The sequence below is a fragment of the Enterobacter asburiae genome (assembly GCF_008080435.1).
GTDB lineage: Bacteria > Pseudomonadota > Gammaproteobacteria > Enterobacterales > Enterobacteriaceae > Enterobacter > Enterobacter asburiae_C.
The window spans coordinates 546,127-562,079 of the sequence record NZ_VRKN01000002.1; the positions used below are offsets into that span (position 1 = coordinate 546,127).

Here is a 15,953-nt window from a genome sequence, read left to right on the forward strand (position 1 = left end):
TTAGTTCTGTGATAACAGGTCTTGACAAACGATTTTACGCAAACGTTTTCCTGCGCGCCACGCAAGGGTTTGAGGAATAAAGCTCTCGCCATTTAAAGCGGATTTCTTTTCAGGTTTGTGATGCATATTTTTCATCTTGCAAAGAACCATTTACAACGCAGGGGTATTTTTTATAAGATGCATTTAAAATACATCATTAAAGTCACATCAGAAGGATGCGCTCATGCTCGACGCTCAAACCATCGCTACCGTTAAAGCCACCATTCCCCTGCTGGTGGAAACCGGCCCTAAACTCACCGCCCATTTCTACGATCGCATGTTCACGCACAACCCGGAGCTCAAAGAAATTTTCAACATGAGCAACCAGCGTAACGGCGATCAGCGCGAAGCGCTTTTCAACGCCATCGCGGCCTACGCCAGCAACATCGAAAACCTGGCGGCATTGCTGCCTGCGGTGGAAAAAATCGCCCAGAAGCACACCAGCTTCCAGATCCAACCCGAGCAATACAACATTGTCGGCGGCCACCTGCTGGCGACGCTGGACGAGATGTTCAGCCCGGGCCAGGAGGTGCTGGACGCGTGGGGTAAAGCCTACGGCGTGCTGGCAAACGTGTTTATCAACCGTGAAGCCCAGATCTACAGCGAAAACGCCAGTAAAAATGGCGGCTGGGAAGGCACGCGCGCGTTCCGCATCGTCGAAAAAACCCCGCGCAGCGCATTGATTACCAGCTTTGAATTTGAGCCGGTGGACGGACAGCCGGTTGCCGATTACCAGCCGGGACAGTATCTGGGCGTGTGGCTGAAACCTGAAGGTTTCCCGCATCAGGAGATCCGCCAGTACTCCCTGACCCGCAAACCAGACGGTAAAGGCTACCGCATCGCGGTGAAGCGTGAGGACGGCGGTCAGGTATCCAACTGGCTGCATAACGAAGCCAGCGTGGGTGACGTGGTGCATCTGTCCGCGCCGGCGGGCGATTTCTTCATGGCCGTTGAAGCGAATACCCCGGTTACGCTGATCTCTGCAGGCGTCGGCCAAACGCCAATGCTGGCGATGCTCGATACGCTGGCGAAAGCAAACCACGGTGCGCAGGTCAACTGGTTCCACGCTGTGGAAAACGGCAACGTGCACGCCTTTGCGGATGAAGTGAAAACGCTCGGGGCGACCCTGCCACGTTTCACCGCGCACACCTGGTATCGCCTGCCGTCGGATGCAGACCGCGCAGCCGCACGCTTTGACAGCGAAGGTCTGATGAATTTAAGCCAGATGGAAGGGGCGTTTAGCGCGCCGGACATGCAGTTCTACATCTGTGGACCGGTGGCGTTTATGCAGTATGCCGCGAAGCAGCTGGTTGAGTTAGGCGTGAATAAAGACAGCATTCATTACGAATGTTTCGGGCCGCATAAGGTGCTGTAGTGAAAAAGCCCCTCGTTCGAGGGGCTTTTTTTCGCCGGGTGGCGCTGCGCCTTACCCGGCCTACAAAACCGTTGGCAATGTTAAATCGCGGCGTCGTCTTCTTCGCCGGTACGGATACGGATCACGCGCGCCACGTCAAAGACGAAGATTTTACCGTCGCCGATTTTACCCGTCTGCGCAGTGCGGATGATGGTATCCACGCAGGTATCGACGATATCGTCGCTGACCACGATTTCAATTTTTACTTTCGGCAGAAAGTCCACCATGTACTCTGCGCCACGGTAAAGCTCGGTGTGGCCCTTCTGACGACCAAAACCTTTCACTTCCGTCACGGTCATCCCGGTGATGCCGACTTCCGCCAGCGCTTCACGCACATCATCCAGTTTGAAAGGTTTAATAATCGCATCAATCTTTTTCATGGTGGGTCCTTAAACTCTTGCCTGTAAGCAGCCTCGTAATCGATTGCTCACAGTACCATACGGCATTACTCTTTAAAATCGTTTGCTTCCAGCTCGTGGCGCGACAGCAGCTTGTAGAACTCGGTGCGGTTGCGTCCGGCCATGCGCGCCGCGTGGGTCACGTTGCCTTTGGTGATCTGCAGCAGTTTGCGCAGATAGTTAAGCTCGAACTGATTCCGCGCTTCCGCAAACGTCGGCAACGCCGTGTTTTCCCCTTCCAGCGCCTGCTCGACCAGCGCGTCGCTGATGACGGGTGAAGACGTCAGCGCCACGCACTGCTCAATCACGTTCACCAGTTGCCGCACGTTTCCCGGCCAGCTGGCGGTCATCAGACGTTTCATCGCATCGGTGGAAAACGCGCGCACGAACGGTTTATGGCGGTCTGCCGCCTGGCGCAAAAGATGGTTTGCCAGCAGCGGAATATCTTCCGCACGCTCGGCCAGCGCAGGGATCTTCAGGTTCACCACGTTCAGGCGGTAGTAGAGATCTTCACGAAACTCATTACGCGCCATCACTTTGGGTAAATCCCGGTGGGTCGCGGAGATGATCCGCACGTTAATGTCGATATCGCGGTTGCTGCCGAGCGGCCTGACTTTTCGCTCCTGCAAGACGCGCAGCAGTTTAACCTGCAGCGGCGCGGGCATGTCACCAATCTCATCGAGGAACAGCGTGCCGCCTTCCGCCGCCTGGAACAGCCCTTCACGGCTGCTTACCGCGCCGGTGAAGGCACCGCGCGCATGACCAAAGAGTTCGGATTCAAGCAGTTGCTCCGGCAGCGCGCCGCAGTTAATGGCGATAAAGGCATTTTTACTGCGCGGGCTGGCGTTGTGGATCGCCTGCGCCAGGATCTCTTTCCCGGTCCCGCTCTGGCCGTTAATCAGCACACTGACGTCCGATTGCGCGACCATCCGCGCCTGCTCAAGCAGGCGCAGCATAATGGGGCTGCGCGTCACGATAGATTCACGCCAGGCATCATCTCCGGAAGGGGCAGCATGTTCCAGCGCACTATCGATGGCTTTATAGAGCGCGTCTTTGTCCACCGGCTTGGTCAGGAAGCTGAATACCCCCTGCTGCGTCGCGGCAACCGCATCCGGGATCGACCCGTGCGCCGTCAGGATAATCACGGGCATACCCGGCTGCTGCTTCTGGATCTCCGCGAACAGCTGCAGGCCATCCATTTCGTCCATCCGCAGGTCGCTTATCACCAGATCGATTTTCTCGCGGCTGAGGATCTTCAACCCCTCCAGCCCGCTTTCAGCGGTCACGACGCTGTAGCCTTCACTCACCAGACGCATCCCCAGCAGCTTTAACAGCCCGGGATCGTCATCCACCAGTAAGAGATGGGCAGGTTTACGGCTCGTCATGCTTCACATCCTCTTGTTTCGGCGTATCGCTGTCCGGTACAGCGGATGAGCTCCCCGGCTGATATTTACGCGACGAGAGCTGTCTTTCGATATCGGTCAGGTTCTCCAGCTTACGCGTCGTGGTATCCAGCTCGGTACGTAAATGTTGCTGCTGTTGACGCAGCGTATCAAGCTCGCTGTCGGTTGACTGTTGCAGCTTGCTGTAGCGGGAGCGCTCTTCAGACAGTTGAAGCTGTAATGTCTGCCCATCGCGCCAGAGCTGGTATACCGGGCGTACCTGCACGGGAAGATTGACCACAAACGTGTCCAGTCGGGTCACATTGACGCGGCGTTCAACGGGGGTGATTTTCGCATCTGCGAGTAAAATCCCACGCTTGAACGCGTCCTGCCAGGTGTCGTCATCCAGCATCGCCGCCTTCGAGCGGGCGTCTACCGGCGCCAGACGCTGGGCGCAATCTATTCCACGCAACCAGAACAGCGGGTTGCTTTCAACGTCATGTCCTGACAGGTTCCAGATGTCGTCACAGCGGGTTGAGAGGAAATCTGCCAGCTGCTTATCGGGCCATTTATCTTCTTGTTTATCGCTAATTGCACTTTGTGGCGCATGGGAAACACACCCTGCCAGAAATAAACAGGGCAGGCTCAGGCGAAGCGTGTTGCAGGAAAACACCGCGCGTACGGCGCGGAAAAAGACGTGTGACATACTCACCAGACATAGATTCATTTTATTGATTTTTCCGGCTCAGGGGCAGTTCGATACGGAAGCAAACATCTGAACGTTCGTCCGCGGCAATGTTTAGCTCACCCTGCATGCGTCGTATGCAGTCCCGGGCGATGCTCAAGCCCAGACCGCTTCCTTTAACCGCGCCTTTCCGCTGATGACTCCCCTGGAAAAAGGGTTCGAAGATCATGGTTTTTTCGTCATCGGGGATCGGGGTGCCGGTGTTTGCGACGTCAATAAACACCCGTGAACCATTCGTATTACTTCGGATATAAATGTTACCGGATTCAGTACCATAGTGCACCGCATTGGAGTAAAGATTATCCAGAACGCTCATCAGCAGCATGGGTTCAGCCAGGCACGCAGGCGCATTCAGTTCGACGCCGGTATGCATCATTTTAGCTCTTGCTGGCAGGCTATGGGCGGAGATCACCATATCCACCAGCGGCTCAATTTCAACGTTTTCCAGTACGACCGCCCCATCAGCCAGCTTGCGGTTGTAATCCAGCAGTTGCTCAATCAGCTTTTGCAGATTGCGGCTGCTGTTATCCAGGATCTCGACAATTTCTTTCTGTTCTGACGTAAGGGGTCCTGCCACTTCGTCCGCCAGCAGCTCCGTTCCTTCACGCATGCTGGCCAGCGGCGTTTTAAGCTCATGAGAGATATGGCGCAGAAACTGATGACGCTGAGATTCGAGCCACGCCAGGCGCTCGGACAGCCAGATAATGCGCTGGCCTACGGATCGCAGCTCGCGCGGACCTTTAAAAGCGACCGTATCCCCGAGCGATTTCCCCTCCCCCAGGCGGTTGATCATACGCTGAATGCCCTTCACCGGGCCGATGATCATGCGGGTAAAGAGCAGTACCAGCCCAAGACTCACCAGGAACAGCACCAGCGCCTGCCAGCCGAAGAACTGGCCGCGCTCGGCAATCTCCTGCTGGAGCTGCTGACCGCGAGAGAAAATCACCGTACGCGTTGACTGCACCATCTCGGTGTTGGCGCTGGCAAAAGCCTCAAGGCGTGCGGCGGCGGCGGCATCCGGGCCACTATTGTGGCACTGCAGCTGGGCAAGATCGTTCAAATCCTGACGTAACGCCTGATACAGCTTGTCGTCAGGCAAAACCCCCGCGTGAGCGTCCAGCATTTCGCTGTAGCGTTTACGCTGACTCTGATAAACCTTTTCCAGCGTCCGATCGTCAAGCACACAATACTGACGATAGCTACGCTCCATCTCCAGCGCGGCGTTGGTCATCGCTTCACTGCGTCTGGCGTCGATGAGCGTCGTGCGGTTGGTCAAAGCCGCCTGGGCACTCAGCGCGTTCAGACTTTGCCACGCCTGCCAGGCAAGGATCAGCAACGGCAGCAGGATCAGCAGGAAGGCCATCATGACGAGCTGCCGCAGGGAGCGGGGGAAAACGGGCCAGCGTTTCAACGCATTACTCTCTTAATGGGGGTTTACGCAGAGCGTAACTGAGTCTGCCCTTCAGATACAACAAAGCCGGGTAAAAACCCGGCTTTGTCATGGAATGAGGCGGTGCCTAACTCGACGTTTCGCCCTAGCCTGATAAAGCATCGCTATGATCAGTAGTTGGACGGCAGGCACCTTTTTGTGCGTCATTCGAAGTTTATGTAGCGCGTCCCGAAGGGGCTGACATAAGAAGGTGAATGAGCCACTGGTTAATATTATGCAACACCCGTGCCAGAATGCAAAACAAAATATTAACATATTGAAATATATGACTTTTACTCGTTTAGCCTGTTAATTATTGATTGAATGATTTCCAGGCTAAGTGTCGCTATTAAGCAACACCTTAACGGGAACCTTTACTGCCATAGATAAATCAATGAGTTAAATGTCTCCTTTTGGAGACACTCAGACCAGGGGTTGTCGCGATTTTGCGACAGATACAAAAAAGCCCGGTGGCGCTCGCGCTTACCGGGCCTACAGGTAGTGTGCTGAAACTTAACCCAGTTGCTTACGCGCGTTGCGGAAGATACGCATCCACGGGCTATCCTCGCCCCAGTTTTCCGGGTGCCAGGAGTTGCTCACGGTACGGAACACGCGTTCCGGGTGCGGCATCATAATGGTCGCGCGACCGCTTTCGCTGGTCACCGCCGTAATACCGTTAGCGGAGCCGTTCGGGTTAGCCGGGTAGGTTTCTGTCACCTTGCCGAAGTTATCGACAAAGCGCAGCGCCACCAGGCCTTTGCTCTCAAGCTGAGCCAGATGCGCCGCATCACGCACTTCTACCTGGCCTTCACCGTGGGAAACGGCGATTGGCATCTGCGAACCGACCATTCCCTGCAGCAGCAGAGACGGGCTTTGGGTCACTTCGACCAGGCTGAAGCGCGCTTCGAAGCGGTCAGACTGGTTACGCACAAAGCGCGGCCAGGCTTCGCTGCCCGGGATCAGCTCGCGCAGGTTAGACATCATCTGGCAGCCGTTACACACACCCAGCGCCAGCGTCTGCGGACGGTGGAAGAAGGTTTCGAACTCGTCACGCACGCGGCTGTTGAACAGGATGGACTTCGCCCAGCCTTCGCCCGCACCCAGCACGTCGCCGTAGGAGAAGCCGCCACACGCCACCAGCGCCTGGAAATCTTCCAGACCGGTACGGCCCGCCAGCAGGTCGCTCATATGAACGTCGATAGCATCAAAGCCCGCGCGGTGGAAAGCAGCTGCCATCTCAACGTGGGAGTTAACGCCCTGCTCGCGCAGCACCGCTACTTTCGGACGCGCACCGGTCGCGATGTACGGTGCCGCAATGTCTTCGTTGATATCGAAGGAGAGCTTCACGTTCAGGCCAGGATCCTGGTCATTCGCCTTCGCATTGTGTTCCTGATCGGCACATTCCGGGTTATCACGCAGGCGCTGCATCTGCCAGGTGGTTTCCGCCCACCACATGCGCAGCGTGGTGCGGCTTTCACTGAACACGGCGTGACCGTCTGCTTTGATGACAAAGCGGTCGCCCTGAACGGCTTTACCCAGATAGTGCACGCAGTCTGCCAGACCGTGCTTCGCCAGAATCGCTTCAACCGCATCGCGATCCGCTGCACGCACCTGAATCACTGCGCCCAGCTCTTCATTGAACAGCGACGCCAGACGGTCTTCGCCAAGCGTTGCAATGTTCGCTTCCACGCCACAGTGGCCGGTGAAGGCCATCTCTGCCAGCGTCACCAGCAGGCCGCCGTCGGAACGGTCGTGGTAGGCCAGCAGCTTACGCTGCGCAACCAGCGCCTGAATAGCGTCGTAGAAGCCTTTCAGCTGCGCTACGTCGCGCACGTCGGCTGGCTTGTCGCCGAGCTGACGGTAAACCTGCGCCAGCGCGGTGGCACCCAGCGCGTTGTGGCCTTTACCCAGGTCAATCAACAACAGGGCGTTGTCTTCGGTCACAAGCTGCGGCGTAACGGTATGACGCACGTCTTCCACGCGGGCAAACGCGGTGATCACTAGCGACAGCGGAGAGGTCATCTCGCGCTGCTCGCTGCCTTCCTGCCAGCGGGTTTTCATCGACATGGAGTCTTTACCCACCGGAATGGTCAGGCCGAGGGCAGGACAGAGCTCCTCGCCCACCGCTTTCACGGCTTCATACAGGCCAGCATCTTCGCCAGGGTGACCGGCAGCGGCCATCCAGTTTGCGGAAAGCTTGATACGTTTGATGTCGCCAATCTGCGTCGCGGCGATGTTGGTCAGCGCTTCACCGACTGCCAGACGGGCTGAGGCAGCGAAGTCCAGCAGCGCCACCGGGGTGCGTTCGCCCAGGGCCATCGCTTCGCCGTAGTAGCTATCGAGGCTCGCGGTGGTCACGGCGCAGTTAGCCACCGGGATCTGCCACGGACCAACCATCTGATCGCGCGATACCATACCGGTCACGGTACGGTCGCCGATGGTCACCAGGAAGGTTTTCTCTGCCACAGCTGGCAGGTGCAGCACGCGGTTGACCGCTTCTGCCACGGTGATGCCCTGGCGATCCAGCGCTTTGCCCGCCGCTTTACGGGTTGTTACGTCGCGGGTCATCTTCGGCGTTTTACCGAGCAGAACGTCGAGCGGCAGATCGATCGGCTGGTTGTCGAAGTGGGTATCGCTTAAGGAGAGGTGCTGCTCTTCGGTCGCTTCACCGATGACGGCATACGGCGCACGCTCGCGGCGGCACAGCTCGTCAAACAGCGGCAGCTGATCCGCAGCAACCGCCAGCACGTAGCGCTCCTGGGATTCGTTACACCAGATTTCCAGCGGGCTCATGCCTGGCTCATCGCTCAGGATATCGCGCAGGTTGAAACGGCCACCGCGGCCACCGTCGCTCACCAGCTCCGGCATGGCGTTGGACAGACCGCCCGCGCCCACGTCGTGGATGAAGAGGATCGGGTTGGCATCGCCCAACTGCCAGCAGCGGTCGATCACTTCCTGGCAGCGACGCTCCATCTCAGGGTTGTCACGCTGCACGGAGGCGAAGTCTAGATCTGCATCAGACTGGCCGGAGGCCATTGAAGACGCCGCCCCGCCGCCCAGACCGATGTTCATCGCCGGGCCGCCCAGAACAATCAGCTTCGCGCCGACGACGATCTCGCCTTTTTGCACGTGATCGGCACGGATGTTGCCGATCCCGCCCGCCAGCATGATCGGTTTGTGGTAACCGCGCAGCTCTTCGCCGTTGTGGCTGTCCACTTTCTCTTCATAGGTACGGAAGTAACCGTTCAGCGCCGGACGGCCAAACTCGTTGTTAAACGCCGCGCCGCCCAGCGGGCCTTCGGTCATGATATCCAGGGCGGTTACAATGCGCTCTGGCTTGCCGAAATCTTCTTCCCACGGCTGTTCAAAGCCCGGGATACGCAGGTTGGAGACGGAGAAACCGACCAGACCCGCTTTCGGTTTAGCACCACGACCGGTCGCACCTTCGTCACGGATTTCACCGCCGGAGCCAGTCGCCGCACCCGGCCACGGGGAGATCGCCGTCGGGTGGTTGTGGGTTTCCACTTTCATCAGAATATGCGCGGGCTCCTGATGGAAGTCATAGCGCCCTGCTTCGCGATCGGCGAAGAAGCGGCCCACCTCGGAACCTTCCATTACCGCAGCGTTGTCTTTATAGGCAGACAGCACGTGGTCAGGGGTTTGCTCCATGGTGTTTTTGATCATTTTGAACAGCGACTTCGGCTGCTGTTCGCCGTCAATAATCCAGTCGGCGTTGAAAATCTTATGGCGGCAGTGCTCAGAGTTAGCCTGCGCGAACATATAGAGTTCGATGTCGTTCGGGTTACGGTTGAGCTTAACAAACGCATCCTGCAGGTAGTCGATTTCGTCTTCTGCCAGCGCCAGGCCGAGACGCAGGTTGGCGTCAATCAGCGCCTGACGGCCCTGCCCCAGCAGGTCTACGCTCTGTACCGGCGCAGGCTGATGGTGAGAGAAAAGCTTCTGCGCGTCATCGAGAGAGGCAAATACGCTCTCCATCATGCGATCGTGCAGTTCAGCCGCAACCGCCTGCCACTGTGCTTCGCTCAGGGTAGAGGCTTCCACGTAGTACGCCACGCCGCGTTCCAGACGGTTAATCTGGCTCAGGCCACAGTTGTGGGCGATGTCGGTGGCTTTGGAAGACCAGGGGGAGATGGTGCCCGGACGCGGCGTCGCAAGGATCAGTTTGCCGGTTGGCGTATGGCTGCTCAGGCTTGGGCCATACTTGAGCAGGCGTTCCAGCTGTACGCGCTCCTCTGCATTCAGGGGGGCATTCAGGTCAGCAAAATGGACATACTCAGCGTAAATATTGCTTACCGGAAGGTCGGCCGCCTGAAAACGTGCCAGCAGTTTAGTGATACGGAAGGCAGACAGTGCAGGCGAACCACGCAGAATTTCCATCATAAGTCTCTCGTCTTCGAAGCGCCGGGGCGCTTACAGTGTGCGCAAGGGGGAAAACGGGCGTCATTATAGAGAATCCTGAGCGCCGACGAAACCGTTTGCGTCGAAATAAAATTTGCGCAGAGATTTAACAATAGATGTGACCTGTCTCTCTAATTGGTTGCCAAGTGGCGCAAGTTTACGCAAAATGCCGCTCATTCAATGGCAAACCTTATTATTAACATGGCTACAGCAGACTAAGGCAACCGGCGTCGCAGAGAATTAACTAATTGAAAAAATTAAAGATTAATTATCTGCTCATCGGCATTGTAACGTTGCTGCTGGCAGTGGCCCTCTGGCCTTCCATCCCCTGGTTCGGCAAAGCCGAAAACCGTATCGCCGCCATTCAGGAGCGGGGGGAATTGCGCGTCAGTACCCTCAACTCCCCGCTCATTTACAGCGACATTAACGGCAAAATCATTGGTCTGGATTATGAACTGGCACAACAGTTCGCCGATTACCTTGGCGTGAAGCTTAAAATCACCGTCCGCCAGAATATCAACCAGCTGTTTGACGACCTCGATAACGACGATGCCGATATGCTTGCCGCCGGGCTGGTGTATAACAGCGAGCGCAGCAAGAACTACCAGCCAGGCCCGACCTACTACTCCGTTTCGCAGCAGCTGGTTTACCGCGTCGGGAGCCTGCGCCCGCGCTCGCTGGCCTCGATTAACGATGGCCAGCTGACAATTGCCCCCGGCCACGTGGTGATTGACGATCTGCGTGAGCTCAAGGAGAAGAAATATCCCGACCTGAGCTGGACGGTTGATCCGAAACTCGGCACGACGGAGCTGCTGGAGCAGGTAAAAGACCAGAAAGTGCCCTACACCATCGCCGATTCGGTCGCGATCAGCCTGTTCCAGCGGGTGCATCCTGAAATCGCCGTGGCGCTGGACGTCACCGACGAGCAGCCCGTGACCTGGTTTAGCCAGCTTGATGACGATCAGACCCTTTCTGCCGCGATGCTTGATTTCTTCAACACCATCAATGAAGACGGTACTCTGGCGCGTCTGGAGGAGAAGTACCTCGGGCATGGTGATGACTTTGACTACGTTGACACCCGCAGCTTCCTGCGCGCAGTAGACAGCGTACTGCCGGACCTGCAGCCGTTGTTCGAAAAATACGCCCAGGAGATTGACTGGAAACTGCTGGCGGCTATTTCGTATCAGGAATCCCACTGGGATTCCCAGGCCACGTCGCCCACGGGTGTACGTGGTTTGATGATGTTAACCAAAAATACCGCGCTGAGTCTGGGCGTGAATGACCGTACCGATGCCGAACAGAGCATCAGCGGCGGCGCGCGCTATCTGCAGGATATGATGGGCAAAGTACCGGAAACGGTGCCGGAAGAAGAGCGGATCTGGTTCGCGCTGGCGGCCTACAATATGGGCTACGCGCATATGCTTGATGCGCGAGCGTTGACGGCCAAAACGAAAGGGAACCCGGACAGCTGGTCAGACGTGAAGCAGCGGCTGCCGCTGCTGAGCCAGAAGCCATGGTATAACAAGCTGACATACGGCTACGCGCGTGGACATGAAGCCTACGCTTACGTGGAAAACATCCGGAAATATCAGATTAGCCTGGTCGGGTATCTGCTGGAAAAAGAGAAAGAGGCGACAGAGGCAAAACAGCTGGCTCAAAGTTACCCGGTTGTGGCGCCGGACGAGCTTAATCGTCCGACAGCTTTAATTCTGCCTTTTGCTGCTTTTTCTGCTGACGGCGCATTCGAAAGAAATCGCTTAATAGCCCCGAACACTCTGGTGCAAGCACCCCACCGATAGTCTTCACCTGGTGGTTCATCCCCGGGTGACCCAGCACGTCCATCAGCGAACCGGCCGCACCGGTTTTTTCATCCCGCGCACCAAAGACCAGAGTCCCGATCCGGCTGTGCACCATCGCGCCAGAGCACATCACGCACGGCTCCAGCGTCACATACAGCGTGGTATCAAGCAGGCGATAGTTTTGCAGCACCAGACCACCCTGACGAAGCGCCATAATCTCGGCATGCGCAGTAGGATCGTGGCGGCCAATAGGACGGTTCCACCCTTCGCCAATCACCTGGTTGTTATGAACCAGCACGGCCCCGACGGGCACTTCGCCCTCTTCCCTGGCGCGTTGAGCCAGCGTCAGCGCGTGGCGCATCCAGTATTCATGATTGTATTCAGGGTTGGACAAGGGCTGATACTCCAGTCGAAAGCGGGCGGCATTATACACGCCCGTTTTAGAGAAGACTATTCGAGTTGCTGAAGTTCACCTGATGGCGTGACGCGCCAGCGATGCTGGCAAAAATAGAGCAGCGGGTTGTCCTGTTTGCTGTCGCTGTAGCCGCTGTACAGGCGCAGCGGCGTACCGATACGCTTTTCCAACTGGACGACCTTTTCATGCCCCAGACAGCGCAGGGTCAGTACCCAGCCGCCGTAACCGCGCGCGATTTGCGTCGCAATAAGATTCACGCGCGGAAGCCAGGGGGTATCAAAGTAGACCTGCTCCACCAGCGTCTGCGGGGAACCGGTAATCAGCCAGATGTCGGCATCGTTCGCGTCGAGGTAGCTGGTCAGGCGCGCCTGTACAACAGGAAACGCGGCAACGTGGCCACGAAACCAGTGCGCAAAATCCTTTTCGAGCTGTTTGAGCCGTGCTTCGCTGTGCCCAAAGGTACATCCCCACAGCAGCAGACTCATCGGCCATCGCGCCGCACGGCCTTTCACCAGCAGCGCGATACCGATCGCCGGTAAGAGCGGTAACACGAGCAGCGCATTCAACGGCTGACGCCGCAGCAGGTAACGCATAAACGTACCAAACATATCCTGCTGATGCAGCGTTCCATCCAGGTCGAAAAAGACAACGCGACGCGCGTGATTTGCCAAACCTTACTCCTCTGGATCGTTAAAACCTAACAGCCAGGTAAACAGGAACCCGGCGATCACCGCTACTAAATAGCCTAACAGATAGAGCATCACTTTTCCGGTCACGATGGTTAATGCCAGCGGTAAACCGGAAAGCCCAAAGGTGATAACGGTGGCAACTTTCCAGTAGCTGATAAGCGCCCCGCCTACCGCGCCGCCCAGACAGGCGGCGAGGAACGGTTTACCCAGCGGCAGCGTAACGCCGAAAATCAGCGGCTCGCCAATGCCGAGCAGTCCGACCGGGAGTGCGCCTTTAATCACTTTTTTCAGACGCGCGTTACGGGTTTTCATGAGTACGGCAATCGCCGCGCCGACCTGCCCCACGCCCGCCATCGACAGGATAGGCAGAAGCGCGTTATAGCCGTGCGACTGCACCAGCTCGACGTGGATCGGCACCAGCCCCTGGTGCAGGCCGGTCAGCACCAGCGGCAGGAAGGTACCTGACAGTATTGCCCCCACTAACAGGCCGCCGCGGTCAATAGCCAGAGACGCACCGTGAGCGATGGCTTCAGAGATCCACCCGCCTAACGGCTGAAGGGCAACAATCGCGACGCTACCGGTAATTAACGTGGTCAACAGCGGGTTGAGAATCAGCTCGATCGATCCAGGCAGGATCGCGCGCAGCCTTTTCTCGATCCAGCACATCAGGATGACCACCAGCAGCACGGCGATCACCCCACCTCGCCCGGGCTGGAGTGCCTCGCCAAACAGCGTTATCTGCGCCAGCTGCGGGCTGGACAAGATCCCCGCCATCACCCCGCCCATGGCCAGCGATCCGCCAAACACCTTCGCGGTATTCACCCCGACCAGAATGTTCATGATGGCGAAAACTGCGCTGCCGAAGATCCCAAGAGTACCCAGCAGGTTCGGATACTGCGTGGCGAAATCCCCCACAATGTCCGGTCGCTTGAGGATATTGATGATCCCGGTAATCAAACCTGAGGCAATAAACGCCGGGATCAGAGGAATGAAGACGTTTGCCAGCTGTCGCAGCGCATCGCTCATGGGGGCTTTATATTTGGCCTTCGCCTGCGCTTTGGTGCGTTCCGCATCGTCCATCGACACGCTCGCACCGCCGCCCATCAGCGCGCGCATGGCATCGACAACCTGCGCCGCTTTCCCGGGCCCGACGATCAGCTGATGCTGCTGCCCTTGTTTCACGTAGCCGCTGACGCCGGACAATTGCTTCAGGCGCGGCACATCAAGCTGGTCGTCGTTATGCACCTCGACGCGCACGCGCGTCATGCAGTTTTCGAGACGCTGAATATTTTTTTCCCCACCAATCCCCTGCAGGATATCGCTGGCGAGCGCTGCTGTTTTGTCCATACACGCCTCTGTTAGTTTTCTAATGCCGCCCGTAAGAAGCCATTATGCGCGTTGAGTTTGGCTCTTGCGGCAGCCGCATTCAGCCCGCTTAAGATCATCAAAATGGCCGGTTTAACATCGTGTTCGGTCTGTTTGAGTACCGCTTCTGCCTCTTCACGGCCTGCGCCTGTCGCCTCCATCACCATGCGGCAGGCTCTGTCCACCAGCTTGACGTTGGTAGCCTGCATATCCACCATCAGGTTCTGATAAACCTTGCCGAACTTCACCATCGCGCCGGTGGAGATCATATTAAGCACCAGCTTTTGCGCGGTCCCGGATTTCAGGCGCGTGGAGCCGGTGAGCGCTTCCGGCCCGACCACCGGAGAGATGGCGATCGCGGCCACCTGCGCAATCGGGGAGCCCGGATTACAGGAGATGGCCACCGTCGTGCAGCCGGTCTGGTTGGCGTATTCCAGGCCGCCAATGACGTACGGCGTGCGCCCGGATGCCGCCAGCCCGACCACCAGATCCTTCGCGGTCAGATTCAGATCCTTCAGGTCATCCTCACCCAGCTGTTTGTTATCTTCCGCCCCTTCAACGGCTTTCAGCAGCGCACCGGGTCCACCGGCAATCAACCCAACGACCAGACCATGCGGAACCCCAAAGGTTGGCGGACATTCTGAGGCATCCAGAACCCCAAGACGCCCGCTGGTGCCCGCCCCCATGTAGATAATGCGACCACCGGCCTTGAGGGCTTCCGCCGCCGCATCGACCGCTTTTGCCACCTCGGGTAATGTCTCTTTCACTGCCTGCGCGACCAGCGTATCCTGTTGATTAAAGCGGTTAACCAGCTCCAGGGTGGAGAGCGCATCCAGATCCATGGTTTGCGGGTTACGCGTTTCAGAAACAAGTGAGCCAAGATTCATTTTTGTACCTCAAGAATTTTTAATTCATAACAATCACACTATAATGGAATATAAAATTCATTCAGGCGAGCAAAATTCGTATTTGCGCAGATAATCACATTTTCGCCAGGAGACCGTATGAACTGTTTAATTCGCATTCGCCAGCGCTACGCAGGCTTTGCCCAAAGCGACAAGAAGCTGGCGGATTTTCTGCTTTCTCAACCCGATCGCGCACGCCATCTCAGCTCGCAGCAGCTGGCGAGTGAAGCCGGCGTGAGCCAGTCGAGCGTGGTGAAATTTGCGCAGAAGATTGGCTTCAAGGGGTTCCCCGCCCTCAAACTGGCGATCAGTGAAGCGCTGGTGAGCAACCCCAACCCGCAGTCAATGCCGGTGCATAATCAGATCCGTGGCGATGACCCGATGCGGCTGGTCGGCGAAAAGCTGATCAAAGAGAACGTGGCGGCCATGCATGCGACGCTCGATGTGAACACGGAAGAGAAGCTGCTGGAGAGCGTGGCAATGCTGCGCGGCGCGCGGCGGATAATCCTGACCGGTATCGGCGCGTCCGGACTGGTGGCGCGTAACTTTGGCTGGAAGCTGACAAAAATTGGGCTTAACGCCATTGTCGAGCAGGATATGCACGCCCTGCTGGCGACCGTCCAGGCGATGGATCCTGACGATCTGCTGCTGGCCATCTCCTACTCCGGCGAGCGCCGTGAAATCAACATGGCCACCGATGAAGCGCTGCGCGTCGGCGGTAAAATTCTGGCGATCACCGGTTTTACCCCGAATGCCCTGCAGCAGCGGGCAACGCGCTGTTTATATACCATTGCCGAAGAGCAAGCCACGCGCAGCGCGGCTATCTCGTCCACCAGTGCGCAAATGATGCTGACGGACCTGCTGTTTATGGCGCTGGTGCAGCAGGATCTTGAGCGCGCGCCCGAACGCATTCGTCACAGCGAAGAACTGGTAAAGAAACTGGTTTGACGCGTA

12 protein-coding genes are annotated in these 15,953 nt (G+C 57.4%); 3 read left to right on the forward strand and 9 right to left on the reverse strand.

Annotation, left to right across the window (positions count from 1 at the left end):
- The first annotated feature begins 223 nt into the window (after nt 1–223).
- Complete coding sequence (gene hmpA, locus FU672_RS05630) at nt 224–1,414, forward strand: NO-inducible flavohemoprotein (protein WP_148242467.1); 1,191 nt, start codon at nt 224–226, stop codon at nt 1,412–1,414.
- Between the two features lie 80 nt (nt 1,415–1,494).
- Here hmpA and glnB read toward each other — a convergent pair whose 3' ends face one another.
- From glnB to purL, 5 genes are all read right to left on the reverse strand, one after another.
- Nucleotides 1,495–1,833: a nitrogen regulatory protein P-II gene (gene glnB, locus FU672_RS05635; RefSeq protein ID WP_003860685.1), complete on the reverse strand. Its 339-nt coding sequence runs from the start codon at nt 1,831–1,833 to the stop codon at nt 1,495–1,497.
- A 65-nt stretch (nt 1,834–1,898) separates the two neighbouring features.
- Nucleotides 1,899–3,236: a two-component system response regulator GlrR gene (glrR, locus tag FU672_RS05640; RefSeq protein WP_148242468.1), complete on the reverse strand. Its 1,338-nt coding sequence runs from the start codon at nt 3,234–3,236 to the stop codon at nt 1,899–1,901.
- Nucleotides 3,223–3,960, reverse strand: coding sequence for a two-component system QseEF-associated lipoprotein QseG (qseG, locus tag FU672_RS05645; protein ID WP_148242469.1), 738 nt, complete (start codon nt 3,958–3,960; stop codon nt 3,223–3,225). The genes glrR and qseG overlap by 14 nt, the downstream gene beginning before the upstream one ends.
- A gap of 1 nt (nt 3,961) precedes the next feature.
- Entirely contained in the window at nt 3,962–5,389 is a 1,428-nt protein-coding gene (qseE, locus tag FU672_RS05650) for a two component system sensor histidine kinase QseE/GlrK (protein ID WP_148242470.1), read from the reverse strand.
- Between the two features lie 531 nt (nt 5,390–5,920).
- Nucleotides 5,921–9,808 (reverse strand): phosphoribosylformylglycinamidine synthase, encoded by a 3,888-nt coding sequence (gene purL, locus FU672_RS05655; RefSeq protein WP_148242471.1) that lies wholly within the window; start codon nt 9,806–9,808, stop codon nt 5,921–5,923.
- Nucleotides 9,809–10,074: 266 nt separating this feature from the next.
- Here purL and mltF point away from each other — a divergent pair, with 266 nt between their 5' ends.
- Nucleotides 10,075–11,625, forward strand: a complete 1,551-nt coding sequence (mltF, locus tag FU672_RS05665; protein ID WP_148242473.1) for a membrane-bound lytic murein transglycosylase MltF — start codon at nt 10,075–10,077, stop codon at nt 11,623–11,625.
- Here the strand turns inward: mltF and tadA are convergent.
- The 4 genes from tadA to murQ are packed head-to-tail and all read right to left on the reverse strand — an operon-like array spanning nt 11,513 to nt 14,981.
- Nucleotides 11,513–12,019, reverse strand: a complete 507-nt coding sequence (gene tadA, locus FU672_RS05670) for a tRNA adenosine(34) deaminase TadA (protein ID WP_148242474.1) — start codon at nt 12,017–12,019, stop codon at nt 11,513–11,515. The genes mltF and tadA overlap by 113 nt on opposite strands.
- A 56-nt stretch (nt 12,020–12,075) precedes the next feature.
- Entirely contained in the window at nt 12,076–12,711 is a 636-nt protein-coding gene (yfhb, locus tag FU672_RS05675; protein ID WP_148242475.1) for a phosphatidylglycerophosphatase C, read from the reverse strand.
- Nucleotides 12,712–12,714: 3 nt separating this feature from the next.
- Entirely contained in the window at nt 12,715–14,076 is a 1,362-nt protein-coding gene (locus FU672_RS05680; protein ID WP_148242476.1) for a PTS transporter subunit EIIC, read from the reverse strand.
- Nucleotides 14,077–14,087: 11 nt separating this feature from the next.
- Nucleotides 14,088–14,981, reverse strand: coding sequence for an N-acetylmuramic acid 6-phosphate etherase (gene murQ, locus FU672_RS05685; RefSeq protein ID WP_148242477.1), 894 nt, complete (start codon nt 14,979–14,981; stop codon nt 14,088–14,090).
- A gap of 117 nt (nt 14,982–15,098) precedes the next feature.
- Here murQ and FU672_RS05690 point away from each other — a divergent pair, with 117 nt between their 5' ends.
- A complete protein-coding gene (locus FU672_RS05690; protein ID WP_023333056.1) occupies nt 15,099–15,947 on the forward strand; it encodes a MurR/RpiR family transcriptional regulator in 849 nt (282 codons plus the stop codon).
- Nucleotides 15,948–15,953: the final 6 nt, after the last annotated feature.